This is a genomic window from Methylocaldum sp. GT1BB, from assembly GCF_051027545.1.
Taxonomy (GTDB): Bacteria; Pseudomonadota; Gammaproteobacteria; order Methylococcales; family Methylococcaceae; genus Methylocaldum.
This window is the reverse complement of record NZ_CP194902.1, coordinates 1,497,460-1,513,319: the sequence shown is the minus strand read 5'-3', so window position 1 is coordinate 1,513,319 and position 15,860 is coordinate 1,497,460. Positions and strand designations below refer to the sequence as shown.

The 15,860-nt window shown below is 59.0% G+C and carries 18 protein-coding genes; 15 read left to right on the top strand and 3 right to left on the bottom strand.

Annotation, left to right across the window (positions count from 1 at the left end):
- Nucleotides 1-9: 9 nt before the first annotated feature.
- The 9 genes from ACR2TX_RS08085 (at nucleotide 10) to ACR2TX_RS08045 (ending at nucleotide 7,588) form a co-directional block, all read left to right on the top strand.
- A complete protein-coding gene (locus tag ACR2TX_RS08085; RefSeq protein ID WP_168175332.1) occupies nucleotides 10-822 on the top strand; it encodes a TOBE domain-containing protein in 813 nt (270 codons plus the stop codon).
- 231 nt (nucleotides 823-1,053) lie between these two features.
- Nucleotides 1,054-1,395 (top strand): ArsR/SmtB family transcription factor, encoded by a 342-nt coding sequence (locus ACR2TX_RS08080; RefSeq protein WP_077728558.1) that lies wholly within the window; start codon nucleotides 1,054-1,056, stop codon nucleotides 1,393-1,395.
- On the top strand, nucleotides 1,392-1,907 hold the full coding sequence (locus ACR2TX_RS08075) for an arsenate reductase ArsC (RefSeq protein ID WP_434131750.1): 516 nt from the start codon (nucleotides 1,392-1,394) through the stop codon (nucleotides 1,905-1,907). Before ACR2TX_RS08080 ends, ACR2TX_RS08075 begins: the two co-directional genes overlap by 4 nt.
- Nucleotides 1,908-1,950: 43 nt before the next feature.
- Nucleotides 1,951-2,523 carry an arsenite efflux transporter metallochaperone ArsD gene (arsD, locus tag ACR2TX_RS08070; protein ID WP_434131748.1) on the top strand — a complete coding sequence of 191 codons (573 nt, stop codon included), beginning with the start codon at nucleotides 1,951-1,953 and terminating at the stop codon, nucleotides 2,521-2,523.
- Nucleotides 2,524-2,727: 204 nt separating this feature from the next.
- A complete protein-coding gene (locus ACR2TX_RS08065) occupies nucleotides 2,728-3,156 on the top strand; it encodes an ArsI/CadI family heavy metal resistance metalloenzyme (protein WP_156881096.1) in 429 nt (142 codons plus the stop codon).
- Between the two features lie 11 nt (nucleotides 3,157-3,167).
- Nucleotides 3,168-3,659: an arsenate reductase ArsC gene (locus tag ACR2TX_RS08060; RefSeq protein ID WP_434131747.1), complete on the top strand. Its 492-nt coding sequence runs from the start codon at nucleotides 3,168-3,170 to the stop codon at nucleotides 3,657-3,659.
- Nucleotides 3,660-3,759: 100 nt separating this feature from the next.
- Entirely contained in the window at nucleotides 3,760-4,839 is a 1,080-nt protein-coding gene (gene arsB, locus ACR2TX_RS08055; RefSeq protein ID WP_434132440.1) for an ACR3 family arsenite efflux transporter, read from the top strand.
- A 22-nt stretch (nucleotides 4,840-4,861) separates the two neighbouring features.
- A complete protein-coding gene (locus ACR2TX_RS08050; RefSeq protein WP_434131745.1) occupies nucleotides 4,862-5,398 on the top strand; it encodes an aspartate carbamoyltransferase in 537 nt (178 codons plus the stop codon).
- Between the two features lie 507 nt (nucleotides 5,399-5,905).
- Nucleotides 5,906-7,588, top strand: coding sequence for an FAD-dependent oxidoreductase (locus ACR2TX_RS08045; RefSeq protein ID WP_434131743.1), 1,683 nt, complete (start codon nucleotides 5,906-5,908; stop codon nucleotides 7,586-7,588).
- Nucleotides 7,589-7,865: 277 nt separating this feature from the next.
- Here ACR2TX_RS08045 and ACR2TX_RS08040 read toward each other — a convergent pair whose 3' ends face one another.
- Together ACR2TX_RS08040 and tcmP are read right to left on the bottom strand one after the other, a co-directional pair.
- Entirely contained in the window at nucleotides 7,866-8,597 is a 732-nt protein-coding gene (locus ACR2TX_RS08040) for a DUF5131 family protein (protein WP_086134914.1), read from the bottom strand.
- Complete coding sequence (gene tcmP, locus ACR2TX_RS08035) at nucleotides 8,594-9,790, bottom strand: three-Cys-motif partner protein TcmP (protein WP_434131742.1); 1,197 nt, start codon at nucleotides 9,788-9,790, stop codon at nucleotides 8,594-8,596. Before tcmP ends, ACR2TX_RS08040 begins: the two co-directional genes overlap by 4 nt.
- A 47-nt stretch (nucleotides 9,791-9,837) precedes the next feature.
- On the opposite strand from tcmP, the gene ACR2TX_RS08030 reads away from it, so the two are divergent.
- The 4 genes from ACR2TX_RS08030 (at nucleotide 9,838) to ACR2TX_RS08015 (ending at nucleotide 13,258) form a co-directional block, all read left to right on the top strand.
- Entirely contained in the window at nucleotides 9,838-10,410 is a 573-nt protein-coding gene (locus ACR2TX_RS08030; protein ID WP_086134917.1) for a LexA family protein, read from the top strand.
- Nucleotides 10,411-10,555: 145 nt separating this feature from the next.
- On the top strand, nucleotides 10,556-11,836 hold the full coding sequence (locus ACR2TX_RS08025) for a hypothetical protein (RefSeq protein ID WP_139841129.1): 1,281 nt from the start codon (nucleotides 10,556-10,558) through the stop codon (nucleotides 11,834-11,836).
- 189 nt (nucleotides 11,837-12,025) lie between these two features.
- A complete protein-coding gene (locus ACR2TX_RS08020) occupies nucleotides 12,026-12,622 on the top strand; it encodes a hypothetical protein (RefSeq protein ID WP_434131741.1) in 597 nt (198 codons plus the stop codon).
- 201 nt (nucleotides 12,623-12,823) lie between these two features.
- The gene (locus ACR2TX_RS08015; protein ID WP_156881089.1) at nucleotides 12,824-13,258 is read left to right on the top strand and encodes a hypothetical protein; all 435 of its coding nucleotides are present in this window, start codon (nucleotides 12,824-12,826) and stop codon (nucleotides 13,256-13,258) included.
- A 79-nt stretch (nucleotides 13,259-13,337) separates the two neighbouring features.
- Here the strand turns inward: ACR2TX_RS08015 and ACR2TX_RS08010 are convergent, their stop codons facing one another.
- Entirely contained in the window at nucleotides 13,338-13,853 is a 516-nt protein-coding gene (locus ACR2TX_RS08010) for a V4R domain-containing protein (RefSeq protein WP_077728548.1), read from the bottom strand.
- A 446-nt stretch (nucleotides 13,854-14,299) separates the two neighbouring features.
- Here ACR2TX_RS08010 and ACR2TX_RS08005 point away from each other — a divergent pair, with 446 nt between their 5' ends.
- Together ACR2TX_RS08005 and ACR2TX_RS08000 are read left to right on the top strand one after the other, a co-directional pair.
- Nucleotides 14,300-14,662 (top strand): YceK/YidQ family lipoprotein, encoded by a 363-nt coding sequence (locus ACR2TX_RS08005; RefSeq protein WP_077728547.1) that lies wholly within the window; start codon nucleotides 14,300-14,302, stop codon nucleotides 14,660-14,662.
- A gap of 30 nt (nucleotides 14,663-14,692) precedes the next feature.
- Complete coding sequence (locus tag ACR2TX_RS08000; protein WP_434131740.1) at nucleotides 14,693-15,670, top strand: methionyl-tRNA formyltransferase; 978 nt, start codon at nucleotides 14,693-14,695, stop codon at nucleotides 15,668-15,670.
- Nucleotides 15,671-15,860 lie beyond the last annotated feature (190 nt).

Here is a 15,860-nt window from a genome sequence, read left to right as displayed (position 1 = left end):
CAACAATCGATGACGAATCCGAATCACAAGATCGATCCGCCCGCCTTGGTCGAGGGCGAACTCCGACTGATCGGCGGCCTCAACGAACGTCTCTTTCGATTGCTCGCCGCCATCGGAAAAACGGGTTCCATCAACCGGGCAGCAAAAGATGTGGGCCTAAGTTACAAAGGCGCCTGGGAAATGGTGGAGCGGGCCAACAACCTGTCGCCGGAGCTTCTGGTTTCCACCGCCGTGGGCGGCCGCCACGGAGGGGGCACCAAGCTCACCGCCGTCGGCCGGGAGTTATTGGCGCTTTTTACCGGATTACAGGAAGAACACCGCCGCTTCCTGGATGCGAAAAACCGGCAACTGGCGGACAACCCGAACCTCATTTTCTTATTCAGGAGATTGAACGTGAAAGCAAGCGCGCGCAACCAGCTCTTCGGCAAAGTGACCGACATCCGTACCGGCGCGGTCACCGTGGAAGTATGCATAGGACTCAAGGGCGGAGAAACGATCGTGTCGGCCATCACCAAGGAATCGGCGGAATCGCTGGGCGTCAGGAACGGCGACGACGCGATGGCGCTGATCAAGGCCCCGCTGGTCATGATCGTCAAGGATTTCGGCGGATACCGCCTATCGGCGCGCAATCAGTTGAAAGGGACGGTCAAGCGCATTCAAAAGGGCGCGGTGAATTCCGAAGTGGTGATCGAACTGGCGGGCGGCGATTCGATCGCCGCCACCATCACCAACGAGAGCGTGGACTCGATGGGGCTGCGCGAGGGCGATGCGGCCCATGCCGTGTTCAAGGCCGGGTCGGTCATACTGGGAGTCGCGGACTGAGCCCGCGTAGGCCGGGATAAGCTTGTCCTGAGCCGAGACGAACGGCTCGATCCGGCCTAGTTCTTTTTCTACGGGTTCCCAAGCTTTCGGGCTTGGGAACCCGGTCTTGCAAGCTCTTGCTTGCTGTCGTTCGGGAAGCGGGGGCTTCCAGGGTAGCGTTCCCAATCCGGAGATTGGGGACGAGAGAAAATTCCGCTTGCAATTATTTTATATTTCTATAATCTTTGAACCATGGAAATCAAATCAGTCGTCACCGCCCTCGCAGCGCTCGCCCAGGAATCCCGCCTGGCCATCTTCCGCCTGTTGGTGCAAACCGGGCCGGAAGGCTTGTCCGCCGGGAAGATCAGCGAGACGCTGGGCATTCCGCCCTCTTCGCTCTCCTTCCACATGAAGGAACTCGCCCACGCCGATCTCGTTTCGTCCCGGCAGGAAAGCCGCTACGTCATCTATTCGGCCAATTTCCGGACCATGAACGAGCTGCTCGGCTTTCTGACCGAAAACTGCTGCAGCGGCAAGCCCTGCAAGCCGACCGCCACATCCGATTGCGCCGGCATCGAGGAAACCCAGGCATGACCGACAAAACCTTTACCGTACTTTTCCTGTGCACCGGCAACTCGGCGCGCAGCATCATGGCGGAAGCCTTATTGAACCAAATTGGCCAGGGCCGTTTCCGCGCCTTCAGCGCGGGCAGTCACCCGGCGGGAACGGTCAACCCGTTTGCCCTGGAAAGGCTGGCAAAAGAAGGAATTCCCGCCACTGGCGCACGGAGCAAGCACTGGAACGAATTCGCGCAAGCCGACGCGCCGGATTTGGATTTCGTCATCACCGTTTGCGATAACGCAGCGGGCGAAGTTTGCCCGGCTTGGCCCGGACAGCCGATCACGGCCCATTGGGGCGTGCCCGATCCTGCGGCGGTCGCCGGTTCCGATGACGAAAAGCGCCTGGCTTTCGCGAAAGCCTTCGCCGTTCTTCATCGGCGCGTCACCTTGTTCGCGAGCCTCAATCCCGCGAGTTTGGAACGGCTCGCGCTGGAGCAAAAAGTCCGCGAGATCGGGCTTGTCGATATACCGCAACATGGCGAATAGCCTTTTCACTTCCCACCTCATCACTTGCATAAGAGGAAATTCCATGAAAAAGCTCGAAATCTACGATCCCGCTCTATGCTGCAGCACGGGCGTGTGCGGGGTTGAGGTCGACCCCGTTCTCGCGCAATTCGCCGCCGATGTGCAGTGGCTGTCGGAACAAGGCGTCGAGGTCGCCCGCCATAACCTTTCCCAGGCCCCGCAAGCGTTCGCGGCGAATCCGGTTGTGAAGGCCTCGCTGGAGAAGGAAGGTAACGAATGCCTGCCTCTGCTTCTGGTGGACGGCCAAATCGGCAGCAAGGGCAGATATCCGGCCCGAGCGGAACTGGCGTCTCTGGCAGGACTGAACATCGAAACGCCTGCGCCCAGCATTTATACGGACGCCGTCGCCGAACTCGTAGCGATCGGCACCGCGATTGCCGCCAACTGCGAGCCCTGTTTCAAATACCACTATCAGCAGGCGAAGAAGCTGGGCATCTCGCGGGAGGACATGATGCGCGCCGTGAAAACCGCCCAGAGCGTGAAGGAGACCCCCGCAAGGGCGATGCTGCAACTGGCCCATCGTTTTCTCGAAGGAGACCCGGTCGAACACCCGGTTGTGCAGAGTTGCTGCGGCTAAGGTGCCGCGATCGACGACTGTGCGGTTCTTCGAACTGCTCCCGCGCTCCTGTTCTCATCGGCAAGGGCGACGCGGGCAAGACTATCCTCGCCGTCGGTGCAACAACGGGCACTGGCCGAGATGTCGGCAGAGCCGCCGTTACGTGAAGTTGAAACCGCAAGATTGATGTCCGCGAAACCTGAGTAACCTATCGGAGCATTTGCCATGAAAAGATTCCATGTCCATATCGCCGTCGACGATCTCGAAAAGAACATCCGTTTCTACAGCGCCTTGTTCCAGACCGAGCCCAGCGTCCTGAAAGACGACTACGCCAAGTGGATGCTGGACGATCCCCGCATCAACTTCGCCATTTCCGCGCGGGGAAGCCGGCTCGGCCTGGATCACCTGGGGCTCCAGGTCGAATCCGGCGAGGAGCTGGAAGAGGTCAACCGCGGCCTGAGCGAAGCGGCCCTGCCGGTCGAGGCGCAAAAACAAGCCGCCTGCTGCTACGCCCAGTCCGACAAATACTGGACCGTCGATCCCCAAGGTATCGCCTGGGAGGCCTTTCACTCGCTGAGCAGCATACCGACCTTCGGCAAAGACACGGCCATACAGATCAAATCCGCCTCGAGCTGCTGCAGCCCTTCAAAATAAGGAATCCATCCGTGAACCCGCGTCCGCTGAACGTTCTCGTACTCTGCACCGGCAATTCCTGCCGCAGCATCCTGGGCGAAGCCCTGATCAACCGGCTGGGCGCGGGACGTTTTCGCGCTTTCAGCGCCGGCAGCCATCCGACCGGCCGGGTCAACCCGAACGCCCTGGCGACGCTGGCCCGCCACGGACTCCCGACCGAAGGCTATGCCAGCAAGTCCTGGGACGCACTCGAAGACACGCCGATCGACATCCTGATCACGGTCTGCGATTCGGCGGCGGGGGAAGCCTGCCCGGTTTACCTGGGATCGGCCGTTCGCGGGCACTGGGGCTTGCCGGACCCGGCCCACGTCACCGGCAGTCCCGAGACCATCGAAGCCGCTTTCGAAGCGACCTACACGGCCCTCGAAAAACGTATCCGCCGACTGCTGGCGCTGCCGGTGGAAAGGATCTCCCGGTCGGAACTGGCCGAGGCGCTCAACCGCATCGGAACGGAAACTCTTTGACCCGCTTGCGAAAGCTACCGCCATGAACAAACAGAAATTCCGAAATACAACCCGAAGCGTCCGTCCCTCTGATCGCGGGCCGGGCGAAAAAGCCAAAGGCATGAGCCTGTTCGACCGCTATCTGACGGTCTGGGTATTCCTCTGCATCGTCGCCGGCATAGGGCTGGGGCATCTTTTCCCCGCAGCGTTCCAAACCGTGGGACGGCTGGAAATGGCGAAGATCAATTTGCCGGTTGCGGTGCTGATCTGGCTGATGATCATCCCCATGCTGGTCAAGGTGGACCTCAAGGCGCTGAAAGGAGTCGTGAAGCACTGGCGCGGGGTGGGCGTGACCCTGTTCGTCAACTGGGGCGTGAAACCGTTTTCCATGGCGCTCCTGGGCTGGCTTTTCATTGGTCAGTTGTTCCGGCCCTGGCTGCCGGCGGATCAGATCGGTTCCTACATCGCCGGGCTGATCCTCCTGGCCGCCGCGCCGTGCACGGCCATGGTGTTCGTCTGGAGTCATTTGTCGCGCGGCGAGCCCCATTACACCCTGTCCCAGGTGGCGCTCAACGACATCATCATGATTTTCGCCTTCGCGCCCATCGTCGGCTTGCTGTTGGGGCTGTCGGCGATCACCGTGCCCTGGGACACGCTGCTCCTGTCGGTGCTGCTGTACATCGTCGTACCCCTGATCCTGGCCAACCTCTTGCGTATGGCGGTTCTGCGCCACGGGGACGGATACGCCCGTCTGGACCGGCTGCTGAAAGTACTGCACCCTGTCTCGCTGACGGCGCTATTGGCCACCCTGGTGCTGCTGTTCGGTTTCCAGGGCGAGCAGATCCTGACTCAACCGATTGTGATCCTGCTCCTGGCCGTGCCCATCCTGATCCAGGTGTTTTTCAACTCGGGACTGGCTTACCTCCTGAACCGGGCCGTGCGTTCGCCCCATTGCGTGGCGGGTCCTTCGGCGCTGATCGGCGCCAGCAACTTCTTCGAGCTGGCCGTGGCTACCGCCATCGCCCTGTTCGGCTTCGAATCCGGCGCGGCCTTGGCGACGGTCGTGGGCGTCTTGATCGAAGTGCCGGTGATGCTGCTCGCCGTCGGCGTGGTCAACCGCAGCCGCGCCTGGTACGAACGCCGCTCGGGCGTGCCGGGCTACGAAGAATGCTGTCCGGCGCATCTGAAAACCGGGCATTGACGAATTGACTGGAGATCGTGTCATGCAAGGCCGTAATCGAAGACTTTGGGCATTTGCCGGGATCGTTCTCGCTCTTGGATTACCCACAGTGGTGCCGGCACAGACGGCAAGTCCGGAACGCGTGGAGGAAATCTCGAAACGCGGGGCCGAGGTCATGCCCTTCGACCTCAAGCAAACCCAGCACGTTTTTACCAAGACCGAAACGGGAGGGGTGCAGCAAGTCGTCGTTAGGGACCCGGCCAATGCCGGGCAGATCAAACTCATCCGCCAGCACCTGACGAAGATTTCCGAGGAATTCGCCCGCGGCGATTTTTCCGATCCTGCTCGCATCCATGGGGAAAACATGCCGGGCCTCGCCGAGCTGAAAAACGCCCAACCGGGAACATTGCACGTGGAATACCGCGAACTCCCGAACGGAGCGGAGATCGTTTATTCATCCGGCAATCCCGCCCTGACCGCCGCCGTACACCGATGGTTCGACGCCCAGCTCGCCGAGCACGGCCCGGATGCCATGCCGGGACATCCTCACGGCACCATGCATCCCATGCATGATAACTAGCGGGATTGCTGGGACTCCTTCGTCATCCCAGCCTACTTTCGATACATGGCATTTGTAGGTCGGCAATCCTTTGCCGACGATGCCATGCGCCGCCCTGGGATGTTCGGCAAGGCCTCCTGACCTCATTGGCACCCCCTGTTCGCAGCATTCGTAGGTCGGCAATCCTTTGCCGACAACTACGCTCGCCAGCCTGCTACGTCGCGAAAGGATCCCCGACCTACTTGGCGGCACAGGTTGGTATGTCGGCAACCCCTTGCCGACGATTCCATGTGCCGACTCCTTGTGTTCGGCAAGGATTACTGACCTACTTGGTGACGCCAGTTCGTAGGTCGAGCGCCGGAACTGGCTATCGCCTTGCTCTGGCCTACCCAGCCACGCGTCACTATCTCGGACCAAGGGTGTTCTAACGGTGTTGCCGCCCCGTCGCGAGCGCTACAATCGGCCGTCCTGGCTCGGATATTAGCCCGTGAATACCTAACGCAACTCGCTGACTGGAGATTCGATCTCATGAATGCCACGAAAAAACGCATCCTCATCGTCGGCGGCGTGGCCGGCGGCGCCACTTGCGCGGCTCGGGCGCGCCGGCTGTGCGAAACCTGCGAGATCCTCGTGTTCGAACGCGGACCGCATGTATCCTTCGCCAACTGCGGCCTGCCTTATTTCGTGGGCGACGTGATCGAATCGGAAGCCAAACTGCTGGTGGCCAGTCCCGAAGTATTCAAGAACCGATTCAACATCGCCGTGCATACGGAAACCGAGGTCACCCGTATCGATAGGCAAGCCAAAACGATCGAGGTGCGCGATCTCAAGACGGGCGCGACGCGGCAAGAATCTTATGACGCGCTGGTCCTCGCGACCGGCGCCAAGCCCGTCCGTCCGCCTCTGCCCGGCATCGACCTGCCCGGCATCCACGTGTTGCGCAATATTCCGGACAGCCGGAAGATCAAGGCAGCAACGGCCAGGGCCTCCCGCGCGCTGATCGTGGGCGGCGGATTCATAGGCCTCGAAATGGCCGAGAATCTGGTCGGACTGGGGCTCGAGGTCACCTTGCTGGAACTGGCCGACCAGGTGTTGCCGCCGCTCGACCCTGAAATGGCCGCCTATGCCGCCGAACGGCTGAAATCCCGCGGCGTCAGCCTCAGACTGGGCGAAGGCGTCGCGGCCTTCGACCAGCACCCGGAGCGCGGCTTGAACGTGCTGACATCCAAGGGCGACACCATCTCTGCCGATCTGGTCGTCCTCGGCATCGGCGTGCGCCCGGAATCGGGACTAGCGGCCGACGCCGGCTTGGAACTGGGCGCCCTGGGCGGCATCCGGGTCGATGAATACATGCGCACCAGCGACCCCGCCATATGGGCCGTGGGCGATGTGGTCGAAGTGAAAAACCGCGTCACCGGAGAATGGCAGCTCGTCCCGCTGGCCGGCCCCGCCAACCGGCAGGGGCGCGTGGCGGCCACCGCCATTCTTCATCATTTCGATCGCAGCAACAGTGCACCGCCTCCCCTGAGATTCGACGGCGTTCTCGGAACCGCCGTGTGCGAAGTGTTCGGACTCACCATCGCGTGTACCGGCGCCAACGAAAAGCTGCTTAGGCGAGCCGGCATGAATTACCAAAAGATCTACCTGCATCCCGGCCACCATGCGAGCTATTTTCCGGGCGCCAAGCCGATTCACATGAAACTGCTGTTCTCCGAGACCGACGGCAGGATTCTGGGCGCGCAAGCCGTGGGCGAGCTCGATGTGGCGCGGCGCATCGATGTCATCGCCACGGCCATGATGGAAGGAGCTTCGGTATTCGACCTGGAGGACCTGGAGCTCTGCTACGCCCCCCAGTTCGGCGCCGCCAAGGACCCCGTCAATCTGGCCGGCATGATCGCCGCCAACCATCTGCGCGGGGATTTCCCCCTGGCGGATTGGGAGGAACTGGCGACCACCTCTGCCCTGCTGGTGGACGTTCGAAGCGAAACCGAGTTTGCCGGCGGCCACATCCCGAACGCGCGGAACCTGCCGCTCGAAACCCTGCGCGACAGGCTTCACGAACTGCCGCAGGACCGCGAAATCTGGCTGATCTGCGGCGTCGGACAGCGTGCTTATTACGCCTTTCGGCTATTGGCGCAAAACGGTTTTCAGGTCAAGGTGCTTTCGGGTGGGATGCAGACTTATCAGGCACGCGTGCAGACGGGCGGCTGAGTCGATCGAAACGACATTTGCTAGGCCCCAAGCTCCAGCTTGGGACCACATTTGTGGGAAGCTCCAGCTTCCTTTCCCATCCTGTCCGCAATAGCCCCTCCCTCTGAAGGCATTACTGAGCCCGAACCGACAATAGCCGCGCTTCTTGCTGCACCAGGCAGTCGGCTGAACGATGCTGGAATGGTAGGCTCAAGCACCATTATGTCAGTCTCTGGCATCGGAAGCAGGAGCTTCCAATGTCACAGATTTCCAAGTAGGGGCCAGCAAATCGACGCCGCTATGCAGGCATTGCATCCCAAACCTGACCGCCCAACGAACGGCCGTTCGCTTTCTTTGATCGCTTCTGCCCATCGGCACCCCAAGCACCCCATTGCTTGAAGAAGAACGCAACGTCTGCATTCAGGCATTGGCGACGAACGTTATCGACCCACTCGGCGCACATCGGCCTAGCACGAGCACCGGATTCGCCACCGACAATCACCCAGTGGATTCCGGTTAAATCCAGATGACCTAAATCCTCAAGCAACGGCTCGATGGACAAAAATCGAATTGTCGCATTGACGTTGCGTAGCGCGTCGATTCGCGACAGACCATGGCGCTTGTTCTCCACGGAGACTCCAAGCCATACGTTGGGCGGAATCTCTCGCCCTGCACAGAATGCGGCCATGCGTTCGGCACGCTTAGTAAGAACCTGGAAGGTGTGCTGCTTGGCCTCCCTCATAATGTCGAAGACACGTGCGACGTAATCGAACGGCACCTCTTCATGAAACAAATCAGACATTGAATTCACAAAGTAGATCGTCGGCTTACGCCGACCCAAGGGTTCCAAAAGACGCTCAGGTCTTAAACTGAGGCGAAATCCGTTCTCATAGCCCTTTAAGCCCATAGCTTGGAGGCGGAGAGCCATGGACTCGGCATAACAATTCTTGCAACCTGGGGAAACCTTTGTGCAACCGACAGTTGGATTCCATGTCTGCTCGGTCCATTCGATTTTGCTGTTACCACTCATGTTGCTCGCTCCACTAGTTGCAAACGCTCGCCACCTTTTTCAAAGTGCAGCGGTTTCTTGGGTCGACGGCCAACTGCATCCAGATTGGATACTAGACCGCGTTTTATGAGGCGGACCAACGAAGCCTGCAGATCGCGGGGAAACCAGTCTGTTTCTTCTAGGATGTCGGCAAATTCATTACGACCGATACGGCGAATACCTGACTTCAGATAGTCCAACCAAAAACGATCTACATCTTCTGGGCTGACATGCCCGGCACTCTGATCAACGAACGTTTCCGCGCCAAACATATCTGGTGTGCCTGTGCGCCGCTCCCGCTCAACGCCTTTTTTGAGGGCTCGCACTTTCTTCTGTACTAGATCAACTTGTTCCGAAATCGTCATGAACTCCACAATCCCCTGCGGATGAGAGGTGACATAGACAAGGTGATACTTGGGACGCTCCTTGGTCGGATCCAGCACCCGAACATAGGCCGATCTCGGCCGGTACTCAGGCTTAGGAACAGGCAGGCAGCGCTTTAAGTTCTCGCGGTAGGTCCTCAGGATCAATTGCTCTCTTTCCTTAGGGCACATTCCATCGAGGTTTATCGTTTCGCCCAAGAGTTCCGCCATTTCCTGCTGCCAGTCCCCCATCGACATGGTGCGATTCACAAAGTCATACATGAAGTTGATAAGAAACTCCGAACGCGGACGCTGCAGCAACCTACGTAGAATCTCGATGCCGACTTCCTTCCAGCCCTTTGGGTCTATGAAGAAGAACACGAAAGCATCCCGAGTTGCCCACTGCAAAAGCTTGTCGCGCAAATCTACGAAATCTCCTTTCCAACACTCTGAGCAAATGCCTCTGGGAGTGTTGCCGTGTAGATAAGTGTCGAGACGAGCAAATGCGGGCGGATCTTTCTCAATATAGAGCGCACGGATGTTCGCATCGATGCCATGGCTGGCAAGTGTCTGATGACAGGCATCCAAAGTGCGCAGAGATATTGCAATGGAGGTGCCCTCCATGTCTTCGGAATCATCGCCCCATGGACCAGCGAAACAGTCGACGTAGCAGAGATCAATGCGTCTGTTACGTCCAGCGCTCATTCCAATAATTCGAAACAGTTGTTGGAGGTAGCTTCTGAGCAGTTCGTGCTTGATCAGCGCCTGCTCACGCCCATCGTAAGAATCCGGAATGGCATTATTATCTGTCATGTAGCGTCCCTATTGACTACCGAACGTTCGTTCGGTAGCGTACGAACATGCCTTCGGATAGTCAATACCTTGCGGCGCTGCGTAGCTACTACGCTAAGCATAAGACCTTGCCGTCGTATGCCGCGATCGGACGGTTGGTTGGGCTATCGTCCAAGGCATCAGTTGCGCAGATGATTGGCCGGTTGAAGGAACAACAGTTCCTCGACAGCGCACCAGATCGACGGCTACGACCAGGCAAGAGGTTTTTCGAACGCTCTATCGGTGAGAACCTGCACGCGGGCCTGCCCAGCCCTGTGGAGGAAGCCATTCTTGATGATTTGTCTATAGATTCCTACCTGGTCCGTGACCCGACCAATACTATGTTGATCCGGGTTAAAGGTGACTCCATGGTGGACGCAGGTATCCTTGAAAATGACATTGTCGTTGTTGAAAGGCAGTCAACCGCATTGGATGGACAAATCGTAGTGGCAGCCCTTGAAGGCGAACTAACACTCAAACGGCTCAGGCTCAACCAAGGACGGCCGATATTGTTGCCGGAGAATCAGAATTACGCAGCGATCCAACCTACCGAGGACTTCACTATTCTTGGTGTCGTGGTTGGGTTGATTCGTCACTATTAACGGACCGATTGAGCTGCACGTCATATCGCTTCTTGCTGATTTGCTGGTTGTCAGGTGGAGACTTGGGGACGAGCAAGATCCACAACCAGCAACAACCAACAAAGAGCCGTGGCTTGCTAAAACCATTCGAGCAAAAAGGAAAAGCATGAAATCTGCTAGGTGCATCCTGCTTGCCTTGTTTGCGGCCATGGCTTCCGCGGCGTTGGCGGAGTCCGGAAAGCGCGAGTGCCGGTTCCCGGAGGACCCGTCCTATCCGGGAAATATCTTCGAGCCGCCGGCATGGCCTATGACGGACCTCGAAACGTACTCGCAGGGGCGGCTGGGCGTGATCAAGCCGACCTACGATCATTTTTATCTGTTCATCGCCTATCGAAGCTTGGCCGGATTGCCAATCACGCAAAACGACATGGAACGGCTCCGTCCCCACGATCCCTGCTGGTACACGGATGCACGCGGGTTCTATGGCTATGAACCGACTGCCGAGGATAAATTCCAGTCTGCCCTGAGCGAGTGGCAGCGCGCGCGAGCAAAGGTCGGCGCGGTTCCCGAAGTTCCAACGATCGACACCCGTTCGTCTCACCCTGAATACAGCTTCGTGGAATTTCTGAATTGTCACGCGGATGCGTTCAGAAACGCGGCCACGGTATTGGACAATCGATTGTCGGCGTACGGACAAAGCCCGCAAGTTCTCGACTGGGTAAAAGCCCAGGACAACGAGGGGCTTCCGCTCGATGAACTGGCGCAAATCGCAGCCATGAAGAAACTGCCGGACAAGTTTCGCCGCGAGCTGACGCTGGTGGTCTGGACGCGTGCATTCGTTCTCGAACGCTGGGATGTGCTAAGGAGATTCGCGCCCCGAATCAAACACCTGATCCCCGAAGCCGGACGTCTAGTCGACGAAATGCTTAGAGGGCCGGGCGGAAACCGACGCCGGGCCTTCGGCGCCATGCTGATCGCGCGCTATCCGGGCATGGTCGGCAACATGAGCGACAAAATCACTTACTCGGTGGCGCTGGACGAGTTCGCGCAGGTCAATGTGCGTCGCTCGATGGCGCAGGATGGTGAACGAGAGAACTGGTGGTGCGGCTTTCCCTCCAGTGTCTTTTGGGCTCAGATGGGGTATGGCACGGTTATGGACGAACCTCCTCCCAAGTTTCTCTCGCCGAAGTCGATCGAGGCGCTCCGGGTGGAACGGCAGCAGCTGCGCAGAACTTCCAATGCCACCGATTACCTTTCCGGTTTGGTTATGGCATGGGCGAGAACGGCTCCGCGCGACCCGAGATTGCCAGAGGCTCTGCACATGCTGGTACGTTCATCCCGTGGAGGATGTATCCGCCAACCCGACTCCGGCGCAATGTTCAGGCATCTGCACACATATTTCCCTGGCAATCGATGGACCAAGATCACAAAAGTTCATTACCAGTAGTGACCCTGGTGGCACACAGCTCGCTCCGCTACCCTCGGCTGAAGATCCGCCGTGTCCGAAGCAGATAGGGAGCGAGTACGGCTGGGGCAAGAAACCAATCGCAGTAACGACACCAGCAGCCTCGTTAATCGTGGTTATATTTATCTGAACCAACCCACGGTGCTGATCTAGACGTTTCGGAGAAAAACAATGAACATGTCGAACAGGCTGATCTTATCCGTCGCTCTTGCCGTTTGCTGCTTCGGCGCGGCAGTAGCGGACGAAGGAAAGGACGAGTCCGGGAAGGGGAAGGATAGGTATTACTCGGATAGCGACTGGAGAGGAGAAGAGCACCGGGATAGCGGAAAGTCGGGAAAAAAGGAAAGAGACCGGTATTACCCCGGAATGGAGCTAAAGGAGGATAAGCACTGGGAGGGTGGTAAGGATTGGAAAAAGGAAGAAGACCGACATTACTCCGGGAAGGACTGGGATGATGATAGGCATGACCCTTACTTCCACGAACACGGCTACACCCGCCTCGATATCCCGCCGGGGCATTATCCCCCTCCGGGCGAATGCCGCGTCTGGTATCCGGGCCGACCTGCCGGGCACCAGCCTCCTCCCGGCCAGTGCCATCGGTTGCGCGCCAAGGTGCCGCCGGGCGCCTGGCTCATCCGGCATCCGAGGGATAGGGCCGACCACGTCCACGTGATCGTCTATGACGACTATCACCCCGGCACCATCCGGGTCATCGGGGAGTTCGATATCGGTACGGGCATATTCGTGGACCTCGTCGTGGATAGATGAAGCCCGAAAGGGTGTTTCAGCGGACCGGCCGCAACGTCGCTAGACTCCGCTTGCGTGCGTCCGCCGAACATCAGTGCCGGAATGTTGAAAAATCCTTGGATCGAAAACTCAGCCTATGCACATTCAACGGATTAAACGTCCCAAAATGCTCGAAGCGATTTTTTTCACTTCGTCGGATAGCAATTCAACCGAGGAGCAAGCATGGCGTTTCTGATCGGAGCGGTTCTGGCCATTGTGATCGGCCTGTCGGCGACCTTGTTCGGCCTGGATCGTGATCGTGCGTTTTATCCCACGGTGATGATCGTCATCGCGTCGTACTATGTCCTCTTTGCGGTCGTGGGCGGTTCCATGAACGCATTGATTATTGAGCTCATCGTTGCCGCGGTGTTTTTTGGCGCCTCTATCGCCGGATTCAAGTACACCTTGTGGCTTATCGTTGCCGCCCTGCTCGCACACGGCATCTTTGATTTCGTCCATGGCCGGTTCATCGCAAACCCCGGAGTGCCGGCCTGGTGGCCTGCCTTCTGCCTCACGTATGACGTCGCTGCCGCGGCTTACCTCGGATGGCTGCTCACGCGTAAGCGAGTTCGGGCCGATGCCATCCCAGGAAGCGCATCGCAAATTTCAAATAACTAGGTTTTTGATCCGCCGACCCGGCAGCTTATCGGGCTGGCGAGTCAATCGACAGGGCGCTCGGGATAGAACTCTTGACCGGCTATTTGATCTCGCCGAGGAGTTCGAGATCAAAACCACAGGTACGGTCGCCCAATCCGCCGATGCAGCTTACCTCCACGGCTTGCGTGCGTCTTCGCGTTACGTGCTCCACGACCCCGGCGATCAGCCCTCCCTCAAAATGGCAGAGTGTACGCCCCACGGGTTGGAGACCGCTGCACGTGACGCATTCGTAGACATCGACATGAATCTTGTCCTCGGTCAGCAAGGGGACTTCGATGATTCCGATCTTGAGGGCCGCGCAGAGCCCGAGAAAGTCTTCGAGCTTGCCGATTCCAAGACCCATGCCCAGTTTTTTGCCGGCGTAATAGGCCATCGCCGAGGCACCCCTGCCGAGGATATCTTCGATCGCCACCAGTCTCAGCAGTCTGAAGAGCGCCACACCGGCATCATCCCCGAGGCTGGGACGCACGATGTTCAAGGCGTTGGCAATATCGACCGTGGGGTACCCGGCTTCAAGCACTTTCGCCGAGCCGGTAAATGGGGTTGTCGAATGCATGAATGATGGTCCTCTTCTACTTGATCGTTGCGTCAGAAGTGCAATAAAAACCGTAGAGACATAAGGCTCATTTACCCTCGCCCTGTGTCATGATCGGCCGCCCGGCGCCCCCGACCTCAGTGGTTTAGCTCAAGCATAGATGAAAATGCGAAATGCAAGGTCTAACGCCGTCCAGCCAGGAGAACACCCTATTGACGAAATTTGACATCAAGAGCTAGTTTGACCTAGCTTCATGATGCTGATGCTCGAGCCGATGGCGGTGCCAGCGGGCCTCGCCTGACAGACAACCGGATTGAGATGTTCGTCCGCCGGGAGACCGCCTTCATTTCGGAAGCCTCTACCGCCCCTCTCTTTGCTTCTCCAGGATCGGATGATTCGTCAATCCGTTCCCGAAAGCTCGGCTTCCATATAACCGTGACACCTCTATTCGTTTATAAGGAAACGCGATGAAAGTTGACGTTGGAAAATGGGCCGTTATTGTTCTTGTGATCGCCCTGGCCGCCGGTTGCTCGAGCATACGGGCGAGGACCGAGATACTCGAAAACGAGTGGGCGGTTTACCCCGGCGTTCGGCAAGACGCGAAAGAGATCGGCGAAATTTTCGGCGGCGAGCGTTCGGCATCCGCATGGCTCAACGGACTGGTGGCATCCGTCCTTATTTTCGATCTGCCTTTTTCGGCCGTCTTCGATACGTTTGTGCTTCCATACGACTGGCATCGCGTTCGCAACCCGAGCGCTTCCGAAGAAACCCGCGACTCGTCGACAGAATCACCGGCTCCCGAATCCGGGGAAATCGAAGAAGCGCGTTGATCTGAAATTCATGTTGTAAGGGATCTACTCATGATGACCGCATCTTGCATGGGAAGCTACGGAATGGCACCCGTGAGCGAGCAATATCGCTTGAATATTGCCCTGGTGGCCGAGGAAGGTGCGGGGCTCCGCGCCTTGAAGGCGCTAGACGAAAGCGGACACCGGGTTGCGATGGTGCTCACGTCGCCTCCGGACACGCGCAAATCGGCCTTGTGGTCGTACGCCGAAAGGCGCGGACATTGTCTCTTGCCCGCCTCGGCCGTCAAAGACGCCGCTCTCGCCGACATTTTCCGCAAAGAGAATGTGGACCTCCTGCTCAACGTCCACTCGCTGCACGTCGTAAATGGCTCGATCCTGGAGGCCCCCCGGATCGGCGCGTTCAACGTGCACCCGGGCCCCCTGCCCCGTTATGCCGGTCTCTACGCGCCGGGCTGGGCCATCCTCCGCAGCGAACACCGGTACGGCGTCACCGTTCATCGCATGTTCGCCGGCATCGATACCGGACCCATCGCCTATCAGACGCTCTTCGACCTGACCGAAAGCGACACCGCATTTTCGGTGGGCCTGCGCTGCGTGGAAGAGGGTCTCTCTCTCCTCTCCACTCTGGTCGCCGCGGCCGCCCTCGACCCGGCCTCCATTCCCCACATCGAGCAAGATCTCACGATGCGCGAATACTTCGGCAGGGTAATCCCCGAGGGCGGCACGCTGTCTTGGGATCGCCCCGCCGCCGACGTCGACCGCTTCGTCCGCGCCTTTTGCTATTTCCCCTTCCCGTCTCCGTGGGGAGCACCGAAGACGCGGGCCGGCGCTCGGGAGATCGGGATCGTGAAAACCTCGCCCACCGGAGAGCCGAGCTCTGCGCCGCCGGGGACGATCGAGACGATGCCCGGAGGTGAAGTGTGGGCCGCGTGCGCGGACGCGTGGCTTCGGCTCGAGGTGATCACGGTCGACGGCCGGCGCGTCCCGCCGGCCACGGCGCTCTCCGCCGGCGATCGCCTGGGCGCCTGACGCCGGGGACGGCGAGGCTGTGCCCGTGAATTCCGATGCGCGCCCGGCGGCTTCGGTGCGGCGCCGGGGCCGACGTGACCCGATCGAATGGCGAGCGGCTTCGCGACACGGGATTCGAGCTGACAAAGAGCCCGCCCGACGCACCCGTTCCGATACCTTCTGTAGCCTGAAGGTTTACAATGGCGCGCCA